This is a genomic window from Streptosporangium sp. NPDC000239 (assembly GCF_040300765.1).
GTDB lineage: Bacteria > Actinomycetota > Actinomycetes > Streptosporangiales > Streptosporangiaceae > Streptosporangium.
Genome location: NZ_JBEPEI010000029.1, coordinates 34,631 through 50,076, shown reverse-complemented (window position 1 = coordinate 50,076; position 15,446 = coordinate 34,631). Strand labels below are relative to the sequence as shown.

The 15,446-nt window shown below is 66.7% G+C and carries 20 protein-coding genes; 1 reads left to right on the top strand and 19 read right to left on the bottom strand.

Features of this window, described 5'->3' with window-relative positions:
- Positions 1-26 precede the first annotated feature (26 nt).
- The 12 genes from ABT340_RS42545 to ABT340_RS39665 all read right to left on the bottom strand — a co-directional run bounded on the left by ABT340_RS42545 (position 27) and on the right by ABT340_RS39665 (position 11,455).
- Positions 27-233, bottom strand: coding sequence for a DUF7620 family protein (locus ABT340_RS42545; RefSeq protein WP_502992603.1), 207 nt, complete (start codon positions 231-233; stop codon positions 27-29).
- Between the two features lie 2 nt (positions 234-235).
- Positions 236-601 carry a hypothetical protein gene (locus ABT340_RS39715; protein WP_352016107.1) on the bottom strand — a complete coding sequence of 122 codons (366 nt, stop codon included), beginning with the start codon at positions 599-601 and terminating at the stop codon, positions 236-238.
- 86 nt (positions 602-687) lie between these two features.
- Positions 688-1,098, bottom strand: a complete 411-nt coding sequence (locus ABT340_RS39710) for a hypothetical protein (RefSeq protein WP_352016106.1) — start codon at positions 1,096-1,098, stop codon at positions 688-690.
- Complete coding sequence (locus ABT340_RS39705) at positions 1,099-1,812, bottom strand: hypothetical protein (RefSeq protein ID WP_352016105.1); 714 nt, start codon at positions 1,810-1,812, stop codon at positions 1,099-1,101.
- 21 nt (positions 1,813-1,833) lie between these two features.
- Positions 1,834-2,568: a hypothetical protein gene (locus tag ABT340_RS39700; protein ID WP_352016104.1), complete on the bottom strand. Its 735-nt coding sequence runs from the start codon at positions 2,566-2,568 to the stop codon at positions 1,834-1,836.
- Entirely contained in the window at positions 2,568-3,728 is a 1,161-nt protein-coding gene (locus ABT340_RS39695; protein WP_352016103.1) for a hypothetical protein, read from the bottom strand. Before ABT340_RS39695 ends, ABT340_RS39700 begins: the two co-directional genes overlap by 1 nt.
- Before the next feature lie 33 nt (positions 3,729-3,761).
- A complete protein-coding gene (locus tag ABT340_RS39690; RefSeq protein ID WP_352016102.1) occupies positions 3,762-4,820 on the bottom strand; it encodes a phage tail family protein in 1,059 nt (352 codons plus the stop codon).
- Between the two features lie 11 nt (positions 4,821-4,831).
- Positions 4,832-5,524: a hypothetical protein gene (locus tag ABT340_RS39685; RefSeq protein ID WP_352016101.1), complete on the bottom strand. Its 693-nt coding sequence runs from the start codon at positions 5,522-5,524 to the stop codon at positions 4,832-4,834.
- A 1-nt stretch (position 5,525) separates the two neighbouring features.
- Positions 5,526-6,020 carry a hypothetical protein gene (locus tag ABT340_RS39680; RefSeq protein ID WP_352016100.1) on the bottom strand — a complete coding sequence of 165 codons (495 nt, stop codon included), beginning with the start codon at positions 6,018-6,020 and terminating at the stop codon, positions 5,526-5,528.
- 69 nt (positions 6,021-6,089) lie between these two features.
- The gene (locus ABT340_RS39675) at positions 6,090-6,557 is read right to left on the bottom strand and encodes a hypothetical protein (RefSeq protein WP_352016099.1); all 468 of its coding nucleotides are present in this window, start codon (positions 6,555-6,557) and stop codon (positions 6,090-6,092) included.
- 1 nt (position 6,558) lies between these two features.
- Positions 6,559-6,750, bottom strand: a complete 192-nt coding sequence (locus tag ABT340_RS39670) for a hypothetical protein (RefSeq protein WP_352016098.1) — start codon at positions 6,748-6,750, stop codon at positions 6,559-6,561.
- Between the two features lie 103 nt (positions 6,751-6,853).
- Positions 6,854-11,455, bottom strand: a complete 4,602-nt coding sequence (locus tag ABT340_RS39665; protein ID WP_352016097.1) for a coiled-coil domain-containing protein — start codon at positions 11,453-11,455, stop codon at positions 6,854-6,856.
- Positions 11,456-11,521: 66 nt separating this feature from the next.
- On the opposite strand from ABT340_RS39665, the gene ABT340_RS39660 reads away from it, so the two are divergent.
- On the top strand, positions 11,522-12,154 hold the full coding sequence (locus ABT340_RS39660; RefSeq protein ID WP_352016096.1) for an Rv1352/Rv1906c domain-containing protein: 633 nt from the start codon (positions 11,522-11,524) through the stop codon (positions 12,152-12,154).
- Positions 12,155-12,502: 348 nt separating this feature from the next.
- Here the strand turns inward: ABT340_RS39660 and ABT340_RS39655 are convergent, their stop codons facing one another.
- The 7 genes from ABT340_RS39655 to ABT340_RS39625 form a co-directional block, all read right to left on the bottom strand.
- Positions 12,503-13,018: a hypothetical protein gene (locus ABT340_RS39655; RefSeq protein WP_352016095.1), complete on the bottom strand. Its 516-nt coding sequence runs from the start codon at positions 13,016-13,018 to the stop codon at positions 12,503-12,505.
- Positions 13,018-13,500 carry a phage tail tube protein gene (locus tag ABT340_RS39650; RefSeq protein WP_352016094.1) on the bottom strand — a complete coding sequence of 161 codons (483 nt, stop codon included), beginning with the start codon at positions 13,498-13,500 and terminating at the stop codon, positions 13,018-13,020. Before ABT340_RS39650 ends, ABT340_RS39655 begins: the two co-directional genes overlap by 1 nt.
- Positions 13,501-13,503: 3 nt before the next feature.
- Complete coding sequence (locus tag ABT340_RS39645; protein WP_352016093.1) at positions 13,504-13,773, bottom strand: hypothetical protein; 270 nt, start codon at positions 13,771-13,773, stop codon at positions 13,504-13,506.
- A complete protein-coding gene (locus ABT340_RS39640) occupies positions 13,731-14,057 on the bottom strand; it encodes a hypothetical protein (RefSeq protein WP_352016092.1) in 327 nt (108 codons plus the stop codon). Before ABT340_RS39640 ends, ABT340_RS39645 begins: the two co-directional genes overlap by 43 nt.
- Before the next feature lie 69 nt (positions 14,058-14,126).
- The gene (locus ABT340_RS39635; protein ID WP_352016091.1) at positions 14,127-14,525 is read right to left on the bottom strand and encodes a hypothetical protein; all 399 of its coding nucleotides are present in this window, start codon (positions 14,523-14,525) and stop codon (positions 14,127-14,129) included.
- A 38-nt stretch (positions 14,526-14,563) separates the two neighbouring features.
- The gene (locus tag ABT340_RS39630) at positions 14,564-15,007 is read right to left on the bottom strand and encodes an HK97 gp10 family phage protein (protein ID WP_352016090.1); all 444 of its coding nucleotides are present in this window, start codon (positions 15,005-15,007) and stop codon (positions 14,564-14,566) included.
- Positions 15,004-15,438 (bottom strand): DUF6093 family protein, encoded by a 435-nt coding sequence (locus ABT340_RS39625; RefSeq protein ID WP_352016089.1) that lies wholly within the window; start codon positions 15,436-15,438, stop codon positions 15,004-15,006. The genes ABT340_RS39630 and ABT340_RS39625 overlap by 4 nt, the downstream gene beginning before the upstream one ends.
- Positions 15,439-15,446 lie beyond the last annotated feature (8 nt).

Sequence of the window (15,446 nt, the reverse complement as noted above, 5' to 3'; positions counted from 1 at the left end):
GCACACTGCCGAGAAGCCTCAATCCCTCACCCACGGCCACCCCCGAAAGCGTCTTCCATCAGCGGGCCGAACCCGTTGTCCTCCCGCAACTTGCGCAGTCGACGAGCCAGCGACAACGCCCACCGGGCCCTCTCTCGCGCCTGCTCACGTTCGGCCTCAGCTCGACGCCGGGATTCCTCAGCCAAGCGCTCAGCCTCGTCAAGGGTCAGCTTCTGCTCGTCTGGTGTGCTCATGGCTACGCCTCGATCTGCCGGGTGCGGATCTCCGTCAGCAGGGCTGCGGCGATCTGCGCGCCCTCGGTACTTGCCAGCAGAACGGCCCGAGTCTCCTCGGCGTAAGCCTGCCGGGTGGCTTCGTGTGCGGACCGCTCCTGCTCGAACAGGGACCTCCACTGCTCGGCGTCCTTCTCGGCCTCGGCGACCCGCTCATCGCGGTCCTTCTCCGCCTGAGCGATACGGGCGTCCCGGTCTGCGCGAACATCCTCAACGTGGGAGCGCGGGACCAGGTGGCCTTTGAACACCATCCAGAACCCTGAAACGATCACCGCTAGGGCGAGGGTGACAAGAGAACCCTGCACCCAGGGGATCGCTGCGAATTCCACACAGTCGCCTTTCTATGGTGCGGTTCGCACCGCATACGTAGGTGCCGCCCACGTACCCCTTTGCGCATCCACGCGGGCGGCACCGGTCAAAGAGAAACCGTCGAGGCGGTCGCCTGGAAGTCGAGGTGAGGGGTGGCGTAGTGGCGCAGCGCCACCGAATGCCCCTCCCCTACCAGGCCTCTCGCGATAGCGGCGGCGTCAGGCGGGGCGACCGTGAACGTTTGCGTCGGCCAGCCGGGAGTGTCCCGGGAGGTGAAGGCGTACAGCAGCCACTCAGGCGACTGACCGGTTCGAGTGGCCCGCACGCAAATCAGCCACAGGTCTGGGTAGTACATCGTCATGGTGCCGCCCGACCAGACGCCGTAGCCAGCGAACAGATCCTGGTTGACGCGGTAAAACTGCTCAGCAGCCTTGTCCACCTTGGTCAGGTCCGGGCCGCCGCCGACGTCGTCTCCGATGGAGCCGATTCCGAGGCTGTCGTGCTGGAAGTAGAACACTCAGGCTCCTTTAGAGGTGAACATGTCGCGGGTCACGCCGGGCAGGCCAGGCCCCAGCAGTGCCGTCGCGCGACTGTGGGGCTGCTGGTCACGGGCCTGCATCCAGGCGAGGTAAGCCCGTAGGGAGTCGATACGGGCCGGGTCCAGTCGCACCGCCCCAATGACCGGGTCCAGAGGGTGCGGCTCCGGCGCCCGGTCGTAGTACGCCACCTGCGTCTGAGGAGCGGCTGCGGCCACGAGGTCGAAAGCGCGGGCAGCCATCGCACCGGCCCGGTCGTCGTAGGCGGCCGGGTCCATGGCGGCCAGGTGCTGCCGGACGGCCGCGACGCGAGCTGCGGTGCAGGCGGCTTTCTCCTCGCTTGGCATGGTCAGGTGCCGGGTGGGGTCCGGGATGTCGGCGGACGCCTCCAGGAACGCCGTGGCGCCACCGTGCTCCCACGCGAGTGGGTCGTCTGGGGACGGCATGAGGTGCCAGTGCAGGATCGTCTCCACGATGGTCTGCACGTCCTCGGCGTCGACGCCGTTCTGCACGACGGTCGCCTCCAGACGGGCGTGCGGGATGGTCAGGCCGCCGCACTGGGCCACGTCCGGCCGGTACAAGAACACGCTCCACTGCGGCTCAACGCTGCCCAGAGGGGCGCGGGCCGCACGGTCGCCCGGACGAGGCTGGTAGGAGTAGGCGCCGCTGGAGTCGTAGATCTCGTACAGATCCATCAGGGCAGGCCTCCATGAAGGTCAGTGGCGGAATGACCAGAAGTAGATGGCGAAACTTTCAGTCCCGACCTGCGACATGGTGAAGCCGGATGTCGAGGAGGCGGTGAGGCACCAGTAGAAGTTCGGCGTAGACCTGCGAACAGTCGCGACGGGCCCCATGTTGCTGGCCATGGAGGCTGGGTACGACACGCCCCAGAAGCTGTTGCCGCCCGGTACGGTCAACGACCCCGGCACGATTCCGGCGGAGGAGCCGAGCGGCTGGCCGTAGTCGTTCCACTGACCAACATGGGAACTGATCGACGACGGCGAGAAGCGGAAGAAGTTATTGGTGGAGCCGTTGATGTAGCCGAAAGCGGCCAGGTCATAGCCCCAATACGCTTGCCCGCCTGCCTCGCCAGAGCCGTCGGCGTTGTGCACGCTCATGTTGATCTCGCCGCTGGCCACATTGAACTCGGCTGAGGTCGAGCCCGCCGCGCTGAGCACGTGGAACGTGGCTTCGCTGGGGTACCCGGTCGTAACATCCGCGACCAGCCGGGTTGGTTCCGCACCCGCCGCAGGGATCAGCCACACTTCGGCGCCGTCATCCCCGGTCGGGATGAGCTTGATGTGCGGCCCCGCAGGGTCGCCGATCGTCAGGGCCGCGGCGCGGATCGTGTCCTGGGCGGGGCGGGTCTGGGAGGAGGTGTACAGCTGGTTGAGCAGCCGCTCCAGCCGGTCTACCCGGACCGGGAGGTTCTCCGGGAACGACAGGGGCATCAGGCCACCTGCTCTTCGAACAGCAACTCGGCTTCCTCCACAGAGTTGCCGCGCTTGGGCGGCCGGATAGCCATGCCGATCACCCTCCAGCTCCGCACGAAGCTCGCCACCCCGTCGACTCTCGGGTAGCGCTGGTTGACCAGGCGGATCGTCGCGTAGTCCCCGAGCCGGTGCGGCGTCAGGCTGGGGTTGTCGGCTAGTCGCACGGTCACTGAGTGCAGCCGTACCGGCCCCGGCGAGGTTGTCGCCCAGTAGGAGGCGTACTGCTGCAGCGCGGTCAGGTCCGCGGTGCCGGGGCGGTCCAGGGTCCGGTCCAGGCGCGCCCACCCCGCGGTGTGGTAGTCGGTGGCGTCCGCCGGGTCCGACAGGGTGGGCAGGCTCTCCCCCGTGATGTCGGAGTTGGAGGTGTCGCCGCGGGCGACGTAGCTGGTGCCGCCCCGAAGGGCATCCACGTCTTCGGACCACTCCAGCACGTTGCCTGGCTGGCTGAAGTCGTGGCGGGTGCTGATCTCACCGAGCCTCGGATATGCCCAGTCGAGGATCCGTACGCGTTGCCCGGCCTCATCCAGGCGGGTGTCGAAGTGATACTCGAAAGCTCCTTCGGCGAGCTTCTCGAACGCGGCCCCGTAGCTCTGCTTGTCGGTGGGGCGGATGATGAGGTCCTGGGTGACGCCGGTTGTTCCTGCGGGCATGGTGACGCCGATGTTGGCGTAGGGCCTGGCCAACGCGGTGGTGAGGAGGTCTCGTCCGATGGTGGCCACGTCGGTGCTGAGCCGTTCGAAAACGTCGCGGGCCTCCACCTGCTTGAGGTAGCCGTCGAGCCCCATGCCGTTGAACTCGATCTTCGGCGGCCCGGCCCGGCCCTGCGATGTCTTCGCCCGCCACAACCAGTACGAACCCCACAGGTCGTCGGGGCGGCCGGCGCACTGGCGGATGCAGTGCAGCACCAACCGTCCCGGCCCTGCGGACAGGTCATTGATGTCGCGCGGTACGACCTTGTCGACGAGCCGGTTGATGCGCTGGTTGGGGATCGTCATGGACGCGGAGATCACACCGGCCTGGTTGATGCGGTGGTCGTACTCCTGCACGACCAGCGGCAGATCCGCGATGAACGCGTCGGTCAGCAGGTCGCACACCATCCACCGGTACCGAACTGCCACAGGTCCCCCCTTCGCGAGGAGAATGCGGGCAGGTCACAGGTGCGAGTGCCGCCAAAACACGTCCACTCCGCCGGCGCCGCCGGAATCGGGGGCGTAGGTGATGTTGGTGTCTCCGGGCGGCAGTTCGAAGTCCGCGATGGGCACCGAGAAGCTGTACAGCGGCACGTAGTCGACGTCCCCGACGATGGTGTCCCCGGTGCGGCAGTCGACGTCGAAAACCTCACCGGCCAACAAGGTGATGTTGAAGGCCAGGATCCGGCCTGCGGCGTGAACGCGCGGGACGGTGGCAGGGCCGAAGAACCGCAGCCGTGGCCGGGTGGGGACGTCACCGGTGTTGGTGGCCGTGCCGGTCGTCGCGACATGGATACCGACCTCGTCGAGGCTGTAGCGGCGCGGGTCGGAGCAGACCCACTGCACGGCGATGTCGGCGGACCCCACACCGATGAGGTCAGACGCAATCTTACGGTTTTTGATCTTTCCCCAGGCGAGGAGCGTCTCCCCACGAGTGCGGATCACCAGCGGATATTCGGTCTCGTCCTGGCCCGGAGTCAGCAGGCCACGGATGGCTCGCAGGCTGTCCACCCAGGTGGGTGAGTCGTCTCTCAGCTGGATGGTCGCCGAGACGTAGCGTTCCTCGGAGAAGTCCGCGCCCGGCCACGAGCCGTGGTCCTGGGACTTCTCCGCGTTCCCCGACGACAACCCGGGTAGGTCGTCCCACCCCTCCAGGTTCGCCTGGGGCCGGAACTGATTCAGGGGCGACCACAGGGCCTCCCGCCATTCGATTTCCCCGTCCATCGTGATGAGCGACCCGGGGACGAACGGCACCTCCACGTCCAGCGTCGGAAACGCCACCTGCAGGGACAGGACGCCGAGCGGGATCGTTGCCGGCTGCTGAATGGCCATATCCAGCGCCGGAAACACCGTCTGCAGAGACAGGACGCCGAGAGGGATGTTGACGTCCGGGGTGACCACGTCCAGCGCCGGAAACACCGTCTGCAAAGACAGGACGCCGAGATCCGCTTGGGCGTCTGCCCGGTACGGCTGCCGCAGCACACGTGAGCGGATGGGCTGGCCACGACCAAGACGGGCCATCTCTCACCCCCTCAGATGAACGCGGCGCGGTGAACGGCCTGCCGTAGCCCGGTGACCATGGGGCGGGGCGGCAGGGAAGCGGACGCGGTCGCAGGCCCCAGCCAGTCGGTGTCCGACCAGCCGACGTCGTCGAACCACGTGTCGGCCTCGGCAGTGAATCGCCACGATGCTTGCGTCCAGGTGGTCGACGTCTGGCTGCGGGACCCGGAGATGCTGTCACTGGCCGTCGTGGAGTCCACGCTGTTGAAGAGGCGAGCCTGTGCCGAGCCTGACGCGTCGCTGGCGCACTGCATCTCCACGCGTATCCACTGGCTTGTGGCGGGCGCCACGGTCCCGGTTGCGATATCGGTGGTGGACGTGCCGTTGTAGTGCCTGAGGGCCATAGACGATAACCCCAGCTCCAGGCTGAAGTACGACCCTGACGTCATCTCCGCGTACATGAGAGAGAACGACTCGCTCCAACTCGTTGACCAGACGCACGCCCGGAGCCACCTGGTGCCGGACCCGGACATCGCCAACCCGGCGATGCCTCCATCAACGGTGTCGATCAGCATGGAGAGATTGCCGTGCGCAGCCCGCAGCGAGGAGTATTTCGGCGGTCCATCGATGTAGCTGAACGCCGTCCCCGATGCTCCGCCGGAGTTGCCGGTGCTGACCGCCGTACCGTTCGTGCCGCCCTCGAAAGTGTTGGTGGCGGTCGTCACGTCACTCTTCCCAGATCACGTAGGTGTAGGCGTTCACGGCTGCCGCCGCAGTGACGCGCACCCGCAAGAACTTGCTGACCGGGACCGTGAACTCCCGCCCGAGCGGCCACTGTTTGATGTACGCCGCCGTGGGCGGGATCTGCTGCAGGTCGCCGTACCGTGTGGCGGTGATCGTCCCCTCGGCGGTGGCCGTATAGCCGGTCGCTGACGTGCCCAGCGTCATCAGCGACGCGGGGGCGCCCGCATCCGAGTACGGCTGCACACCAGCCGCCACATGGGCGGTCACGGTAGCGGCCACATCCGTCTGGACGAGCTCGACGTTAATTGGCGCAGCCGCCACGAAGCCGCTGAAGGAGATCCCCCACTCGACGACTCGGATGCCGCGGGTGGAAGGGGTCGCGATCTGCAGCAGGGTCTTGATGCTGGTGCCGGTAGTGACCGGGCTCAGCGCCGCGGTGGTGGGCATCGCGCCGTTGGCGGCCCAGTACAAAGGCATGACGACTCTCCTGGTCGGGTGAGGGCATGAAAAAGCCCCGGCCAGGCGGGGCGTCAAAGATGAACGGGGTCAGAGGATCGGACCCAGCAGGCCGATCTTGAAGATGCCGTCGGCGTGCAGATTGATCGCGAACGTCCCGTCCTGGGTGCTGTAGTCCTGGCCGAACGACCTCAGCAGCAGCGCCACGTTGGACAACCCCGGCACGTAGATGAGCGCAGCCTTGGCGTTCGTGATGGTCGAGGACGACCAGGAGATGTTCGCGAAGTCGAACCGCACCGTGCCTGCGGTGCTGGGCAGCTCCTCGAACACCGCGCTGGCCAGGGCGATGCCGCCCGCGGTGTAGCCAGGCCCCGACACCTCGTTCGCGTTGTACGGGCTGGACCCGTACGCCGGACTCACCGCAGAAAAGTCCGGCGTGAGGGAGTCGGTGAACATCGCCAGCTTGAACGCGCTGGCACTGGACAAGTTCAGCGCGATGGTGTTGGTGAGCGCCGCCACCAAAGTGGAGACATACAGACCATCCCGAGTAATCGCCACGTCACGGCCTCAAGTTGATCGTGACATCACGGTGCTCCCGGCCGTCCGGGCTGGTGCGGTCAGTGACGTCGTGGCCGTTCTCATCGCGCACCGTCCGCTGCACCGCGGTGTCGACAAGCACCTGCGGCTTAGTCGCGTACGTGCGCCGCATCGACCCGACGCCCTTCGACTGCAGCCACTGGGCGTACGTCATGGACCCATCAGGGCCGTATCCAGGCATGACGGGGCCGCCTCCTCTCTGAGTGGGAATGACGAAGGCCCCAGGCGGGTGCTGCCTGGGGCCAGAGGCGGAGCGGTTAGCGGCGGTCCATGAAGTTCAGCTCCTCGGCTGTCTTCCGCGCGCTACCGCCTTCGGCCTCGTAGTAGTTCTCAATGTGGAGAGTCCGGCCAGGGGTCGACCCGCCACCTGACCCGCCGGACGAGGGGCCGGTGAAATCACCCGCGTTGAAGCCCGCCACCATCGTCATCTTCGGTGCGGACTGCACCGGCTTGCTGACCTTCGACGGGTTCACGATGCCCTGCACCGGAGCCGACACCGTGGACCCGTTCAGGATCTGAATCTTCCCCCCTGTGCTGGCCTTCCCTCCGGTCGCCGCGGTCTTGGCTGCGCCAGCTACCGCGCCCGCGCCGAGGACTGCCCCTGACAGGCCCTCCACCGCGGAGGTGAGCGCCGCGAGCTGGGTACTGAGCGTGGACGTCATCTGCTGTAGCGCGCCGGTGACCGACCCGGTGTCGCCCAGGGTCGTGTCCACAGCGGAGGTAGCGTCAGCCAAGCCGCCGGTGAGGGTCGTGGCAGTGGAATCCAGGCTGCCCTTCAGCGCCTCGACCCCGGTCACGGTGACCGACGCCGACGACCCCGGCAGCGACCCGCCGCCAGTCCACGACGGCGCCGACGACGCAGCAGCCTGCTGAGGAACAACCGCCATCCCCATAGCCGAGGCCGCCGCACCCAGCACATCCAGGCCGCGGGACCGCTTGCTAGGGTCGAGCGGAATGAACGCTTCCCAGCCGGCTTCTCCGAAGACCACGTCCGGGCCGGACCGGCCCGAGATCATGTACGGAGACGTGGCGATCATCGCCTGAGGAGAAGCCCCCGCCGAGCGGATACCGCCCGACGCCATCAGCTCCACACCAGACACATGGGAGATGCCGCCCTGGGCTTTCTTCTTTGGCGCCGCGATCCCCACTGGAATCGTCGGCGAAGCCAAGGAGAAGCTCTTGAGCAGCGACTGGAACTGCGCTTGGGCAGCCTTCGTGTCCAGGTCGATTTTGATCTGCTTGCTCTTCAGCTGGGCCAGGACGTCTCGAAGTTGCTTGCCGCCCTCCATGGCCTTGAGGGCGTCCGTCCGGGAGATTCCGTAGGCCTGAGCGAGAAGAAGAACCTGCTCGCGCGCTTCCCGGTTCTTGCCCGCCAATGAGGCGAGCTGCGGCAACTGCTCCAAGACCGCCTTAGTGGCCTCGTAGCTACGCCCTGACAGGGTCTTCTGTCCTTCGGCGGCCTGGTGGACCGCGTCGACATACGCTGAGAACTTCTCACGGGCCTGGATGACCGCGTCCCGCTGCTTGTCGGTCATCCCACGGTGGATCTCAAGTGCCCCGCTGGACGCCTTGATCGCCGTCGCGGCATCACGGTAGGCGGTCTCCATGTTGCGGGTCGCCTGCAACGCATCAGTTCGACCGGCGAAGGTGTCGAGCCCCCGGTTGAGGTCATCGACGGCCTTCCCTGCTTCGCCGGCCTGCCCTCCCATGCCGCTGATCGAGTCGCCAGCGACTTTCGCCTTGATCGCGGCGATGTCTTTCTGGTGGTTCAGGTCGTCCAGGTGCTGCCTGAGGGCGTCGACCTTGTCGCCGGCTTCCTTCCCAACGTCGGTGAAGTAGAGCCATTCGCCGATGTTGGGGCCTTGGAGGTCGAGCTGCTTCTGGAGCGCCTCGTTGGTGAGCTGGATTTCCCTGTCCAGGTCGCCGCCTGAGGCTGCGGTGACCGTTTCGACGTACTTGTTGGCGGCTTCCGCAGCTTTGGCGAACCGGTCTTCCAGGATGAGCAGGCCGCCAGTGAGAGCTACGCCGCCGACGATGCCGCTCACCCCGCCGAGGGATTCCCCGAGGTTGCTTACGGCAGTACGGAGCCCTCCCGTCTTGCCCTTGACCTTCTCGAAGGAATCGGCAAGGCCTGACACCTTGGTTCTGACTTCTCCGACCTTGCCTGCCATGTCGGTGAAGAAGGAGGCGACACGCAGCCCTGCCTGAGCTGTCTTGACCGCGACGATCGCCATGGCGATGAGCTGGATGTGCTGCGGGTCCATCCCGGCCACGAGCTTCGCCAGCAGGTTGAGGCCACTCAGAGCACCAACGCCACCCCCGGCAGCCAGCGGGGCAACCGCCTCGACCACGTTCCCAAGGGCCTTGGCGACGTTCTTGATCAGCTCCCACACCTGCGGGGCGTTGGCCTTCACATACTCGATGAACTCGTGGAACTCTGGGCTGCTCTTGAGGTTCTTCCCCCACTCGGCGAACTCCTGAGACGCCCGCTCGATCCCGCCGACCACGGTCGGCTCGAAAGGCAAGAACGCATCGACGATCCCAGCGACGCCAGTGGTGACGTTGCCCAGGGACCTGCCGAGCCCGACCACTGCGTCCGGCATGTAGGTGCCGACCTTGAACAGGAACTGGTCCCAGAACGGGTCCTGCAGGGCAGCCCCGGCGTCCCTCTCCAAGGTGACGAGCGCCGCCGACAGGCCCCGCACCAACGGTGAGACGCGGGGAAGCTGTGACGTCATCAGGTCCAGAGCGCCGGAAATCACCGGGAAGGTGCTGCTCTCCAGGGACTGCTGCCACTTGACGTACGCGTCCTGGGCAGCCTTGATGTCCTTGGCCAGCTCCCGCTCGGCCTTCGACAACTCGGCCATCTTGGATGCGGCACCGCCGCCACCGCCCGCTGCGGCGCCGGCCTGCTCTGCCGCGGCCTTCTGCTGGAGTTGCTCCAGCTTCAGGCGCTGTGTCGCTCTCAGGGCGTCCCGTTGGGCCTCGGTGACCTTGCGCTGGGCATCACCGACGTCACGCATGGCGTCGCGAACGTCGCGTTGCGCCGCGGCAACATCGCGAGCTGCTCGTGCTGCATCGCTCTGGGCCGCGGCGACGTCACGTGCCGCCTGGCTTCGAGCCTCAGATACGGCACGCTCGGCATCTGCCTCACGGCGGGTCGCCTGCTCGACGGCTTCCTTCGCCGCTACAACCTGATCGCTGCCCTCAACGCCCTTGGCGTCAGCCTCGGATCGCTCCTTGGCCAGGTCCGCGTTGGATTCCTTGATCCGCTTCAGCGCGAACTCGGCCTCACGCACCGACAACTCGGCGTCAGCTTTATCCGTGTCGCTCGCCCCGGACCCTGGTTGGGTGATGCGGGCGAGATTCTGCTGGGCACGCTTCAGGGAGATCTGCGCTCTTTCCTCGGAGAGAGCGCCGCCTTCTGTCGCGAGGGCCAAGTCTTCGAGCCGTTCCTGAGCGGCTTCACGTGCCCGAGTCAGGTCCTCCACTGCCCGCTGGGTAGCGCGGTGGGCGTCCTGGACGGCACGTTCGGCGTCTGCGATCCGACGGGCGCCCGCCTCGGCTACCTCTCCAACGCGAGAGCCTGCCAGGGCTGCGGACTCCTGGGCCTGCCGGAGAGCGTCCTGTTTGTCCCGGACGTCCTGTAAGGCATCGCTGACGCCTCGCTGGGCGTCCTTGACGCCTTGAGCGGCATCCTTGACCCGGTCCTGCGCCTCCGCCAGTCGCAGGGCGCTGGACGCGGCTTCGGCTGCCTTCTGTGCGGCGGACTTCACCGCCCCACCGGCGCCGCCCGCTGAGCTCGCTGTCTCCTTAAGGGCGTCATTGACGCGCCCCAAGGCGGGGTTGGCGGCTGCGCCGAACGCGACCGCGGCTAGGCCCGCGCCAGCGAAGGCCGCTCCAAGCCCGGCAGCCCCAACCCCAATGGTGGATACGGCAGGTAGGGCGGCCAGAGCGGCACTTACCCGGGCGATGCCAGTGAGCGCGCCTGCCACGTCCGCGTCGACACGCACCTGGGCGTTGCGGCCGTCGAGTCGGGAAACCTCGCTTGAGATGCTGTGCAGCTTGGACAGGGCCTCGCCTGCGTCGGCCCGCAGGTCGATGGTGGTGTCGCGCCCCAGGCCGCGCAGTTCGGATTCGAGCGCGCGGATCTCCGACATTGCGGAGGCCGCGTCCAGGTCCACGCCGACCGTGCGGCCGGACAGGGACTCCAGACGGCCCCGCAGGTCGGCGATCTGTCGCTGAGCGGGCGAGGAGTCAGCGTCGATCGGGATCTTCGGCAAGGCGCGCGCTGCCGCCTCGACCTGGGTGCGTACCTTCTGGGCGAATGCGCCGCCCTCGGCGGGTTCGAGGCCTACATGGACCAGTTGGCCGTCGATCCGCTGGATCTCACGCGCCACGTCTTGGAGTTGGCCGAGTGCAGCCTTGGTGTCGGCCCGCAGCTCGAAGCTGGTGTCCTTCTGGATGGCATCCAGGGCGGCCTGGATCTCCTCCACCTGGGCGAAGGCGGAGGCGGCATCGATGTCGACGCCGATTTCCTTCTTCGCCAGGTCCGCCAGCTTGGCCCGTAGTTCGGCGACTTGCCGTTCTGCGGGGTGGGTGTCGGCGTCGACCTTGATATCGGGGAGCCGCTTGGTCGCGGCTTCAAGCTTCTTCCGGAAGCCTGCGACGAATCCGGAGGTCTGCGTGAACTTGCGGTCCAGGGCTGAAAGAGCCTTTTCCGCGTCCTTCTCGCCGGAGGTGAAAGCCGAAGTGTTGAGGCGAAGTCGGACGGAGACGGTGCGGTCCGCTATTGGACTCACCTCCAAGGCGATGGCCCAACGACGGAAAACCCAGATTGATCTTGTGTGGATGCGCAATGGTGCAAACGGGCGCCACGCGTGGCGCGTCCTACACACCTACGCACAATGGGAACGGGAGCTACCGTGGTTCGACGCCGACACCTGATCGCCGCCATTGCCTTAACAGCAGCAGTCGCGGGCTGCTCTGCGGAGACCCCTGACGCCGCTCAACCCAGCACGGCAGCGCCCACCTCGGGCGGCAGCTCGACGCCGACCCCGAAGCCCTCAAGCGAAAACATCTCTGAAGGCCTCTACACCACGCACGCTGAGGCCCTGTACGTGAAGAGCCTCGGCTACAAGTACAACGCCTACGGCCCCATCAACCTGCCGAAATCCGTCCTGGACGACGGCCACGAGTACTGCGACGGGCCGCCATCGGTCGGCTTTCTCATTGAGGCCATCGACCGCGACGACACCGACCTGGACCTCTACAAAGCCGCAACCCGCTACTTATGCCCGAAGTACCTGCCAGCCTGGCGGGCGGCCACCCGCGGGTTCACTGAAGGCGACAAGGAAATCGGCGTTGACATCAAGCCAGGCGTCTACCGGACCGTGGACCGCAAGGTGAAGGACTGCTACTGGGAGCGCACCACGAAAGGTGGAGACACGATCGCCAACCGGTTCGTGAACTTCGCCCCATCAGGGGTGACGGTCACGATCGCGCCTACGGATGGTGGATTCACCTCGCGTGGCTGCGGGAATTGGGCGCCTGCTTAGGTAGCTGCTTTCGCACGTGGAACAGGTACCCGGGGTCCTTGTATTCGGACTTCCGCTTCTCCAGCGGGACGCAGGCGAAGCACATCACGGGGAGAGGTGCTTCGTAAGAGCCGTTGTTCGCTGGGTCCGTGGTCTCCGGCATTGGCAGCCCGCACCCTGGGCACAGTTCCGCCTTGTTTCGGCGCCGTGCCTGCGCCCAGGCCCGGTCGTCGTCAGTCCACTCGGCGTCATGCACAGTGGTCGAGCGGACCAGACGCCCGGTGGCGTCGTCGTACTCGTACGTCGTCACCGACACCCGCTGACGGCCGAGCCACACTGACCGAGACCTGCCGTAGGCCTCGGCCAGCGCTACTTCTTCGTCGAGGTCCGGAGCTTCGCGGAGGCGAGACTGGATTTTGGGACGCTCACCGCAGTCCGGTTGATCCGGCCGAGGGCGGTCTGTAGCTGCTCCCACTGGCCCTCGGTGATGGCGTCCACCAGCTGTCCGGCCTGCTCTTCGCTCATCTTCGGCTCAAGACTGCAGGCGGCTAGGACGGCGACGCCAAACGTCTCAGGATTCCATTCCTCATAGTGGCCCTCGCGCGGCGGGTTGGCGGCCTTCAGGTCCGACCATCGGCGGGTGGTAACCGCTCGCAGCCGGAAGTCCACGGTGGAGGCCTGCATCTGCTCCTCGACCGCGCGGACCCGCTCAGCCGCCGCAGCGACCTCCTTGCTAGTCCCAGCGAGAGAACCACTGGCCTTGAGATTCGCGGCCTGCAGAGCCTTCTCAGCTCTCTCCCACTCCACCTGCAGGTCCGCCCGCAGACACAGCGGTACCACTTCCTCAGGCAGCTTGATCTGCCCGAGGATGTCGCTGATGTCCATTAGGCAGCCACCACCGCTTCCGAGTCGGCGGTCGCGTAGTTGAACAGCTTCGACTTGAACGTCTGCGCCGTGTTGAGCGCGGGCGGGTCCTTGCGCTGCCGGCCGCACCGCACCGGGTACACCTCGACAGGGTCGCCCGCAGCATAGTCGTCCTCGTGGGGGCGATTCCGCCGCACGACAAGGTAGCCCTTCTGCCGGTCGGCCAGCGTGGTGGTGCCGATGTCATCGGCGGTGAGTTCCTGAATCTTGACGGTGAGTTCAAGACTGTACTTGACGGTGCCAGCGTCTTCGGTCTCGTCCCTGCTCGCGAGGCTGGTGTTGTCGACTGCGGCCTGGTCAGGCTGGATGTCGAGCCCTTCCTTGGTGATGACTTCCTGCAAGTCGACGCCTGCGTTGCACTCGGCAGCCGGCGGGTTGGAGACACTGGACAGGGTGAGGCAGAAGGTCACCTTGATGTTGCCGTCGCCCAAAAGGTCGGACACGGGTTACTCCTTGTCGGTGGTGGCCGCCGGGCGCGGCGAGCGGGAAGCAGAACGGGAAGTCGATGCGTCCTCAGTGGCTCCGGGAGCGGGCTTGGCCTCGGGCTCCGGGGCTGGGGTATCGGGCTGGTCGAGGCGCTCGTAGGCGGCAGCGAACAGCGGGTACGCCCGCTCCGACACTTCAGTGATGTCGCCGGTGACCCGGTGCCGGACCTTGATCATGCGGCGGGCCATCAGCCGATCACCGCCCACGTCACAGTGGTCGTCGACGACCACGACAGGCTGATCAGGTTGGAGTCCGCGGGGTCCCTGTAGGACGGCTTGAGCAGCAGTACGAAGTACGCGCCTGCAGCGATCGTGTACGTCTTAGCCGGGTTGGCAACGCCGTATTCGGTGGTGCCAGGCGGGGTGATCGTCAGCGTGATCGATGCGCCAGACGCGTTGTAGACGAGCATCCGGGTGTCGCGCTTGATGCCGCGGATCTTGTCTCCGGCAGCGGCGGCGTGCATGGTCACCGCCGCGCCGTTGATGACCGCGACATTCGGGTCATAGGTAGCCACGAGGGCCTCCTTCAGGCATGCGAAAGGGCCCGGTCACGCATAGGCGTGCGGGCTACAAGGTGGGTGGGGTCAGGAAGGCACGGCCTGGGACCGGAACGCGATCTCGACCGTGGCCATGTGCACGGGCGGCACGACCGAGTTGTCAGGCCGGACGGGCGGCCCGCCCGGCGAGGTCACCGGGTAAGTCGAGCGGCCCACCACTGTCAGGCGCCGGCCGATCAGGGCGCCTCTCACCGTGTCAGCGACCTGTACCGCCTGATCTTGGGTGACGCCGAAGCAGTTGATCTGCCCCGAGTAGTCCAGGTACTCCAGCGGCTCCGCGGTGTTGCCGTCGGCCACGCCCGGGGACGGGTAGACAACCGCGTAGGGGACGTAGTTCGACGATCCGGGGTTGCCCGACCAGCCAGCGCCGGACGGGAACACCCCGCGGCCGACCAGCACCCCAGCGGCGGTGATGGCCGCTACCACCGCGTCGGTGTGTGGCCCTGTCGCAGCAACGGAGATCCTCATTCTTCGAGGGCCTTCGCGGCGAGCTGGGCCAGCACCTGCTCAAGTGGTGCCGTGGCCTGCTCGAAAGCAGGCCTCATGTACGGCTGAGGTGCGGTGCCAGGATGGCGGACCCGTTTCACTGGGTGCTCCGCCCCTGGCCACCACAGCGCCTTTGCGTCCCGGGGGACGATGACGTGCGCCGCGGTTCCGTATTCGACGTCCGCGCCGTAGTTGGCGGTTGGGCCTGCAGTGAAGCCGAGCCCGTCCTCGTCGAAGTCCGCGCCGATGCTGTTCTTCAGGTTGCCGGTGTCGACCAGGACGAGAGCCTGCGCCCCTGCCACCGTGTCGTGGCCGACCTTTGCCACCACAGCCTTGGCGAGGGTCTCCGCTTTGCTGCCCGCCTTGCCCAGCTCAACCTTCAGTTCCAGCAGCTCGTCGAACTCGAAGTCGCCGCCGCTCATCTGATGTCCCGGTTGGTGATGTCCTGGCTGCAGGTCAGGACGCGTTCCCACTGCTGGCTGGCGCCTCCGCCGACCGTGTCGGTCACCTGCAACAGACGGCCGGGCAGGAGCGGGTCGGCTGCGGTGAGGACTTCGACGATGTCGCCCTCCAGGATTTCCGGGGTGTCCCACCGGACCATCACCTGGTAGTCAGTGAGACCGACCCGTTGGTCTCCTACGACGGGGTTGGAGACCGGTCCAGGTGGGGCGATGCGGCACGGCCCCCGGTACACCTCCGTGCTGGTGGGCGGGTGCCACACCCCGGCGGCATCCAGAGTGCCCTCGCCTGCGAGGCGAGTAATGAGGCAGGTGCTGGTCTGGGTGGCCGTCGCCGTAGGACGGTGATGCTGCGACCAGAGCGGGTGGATAGGAGTGTGGCCAACGAACGGCATCAGGCCAC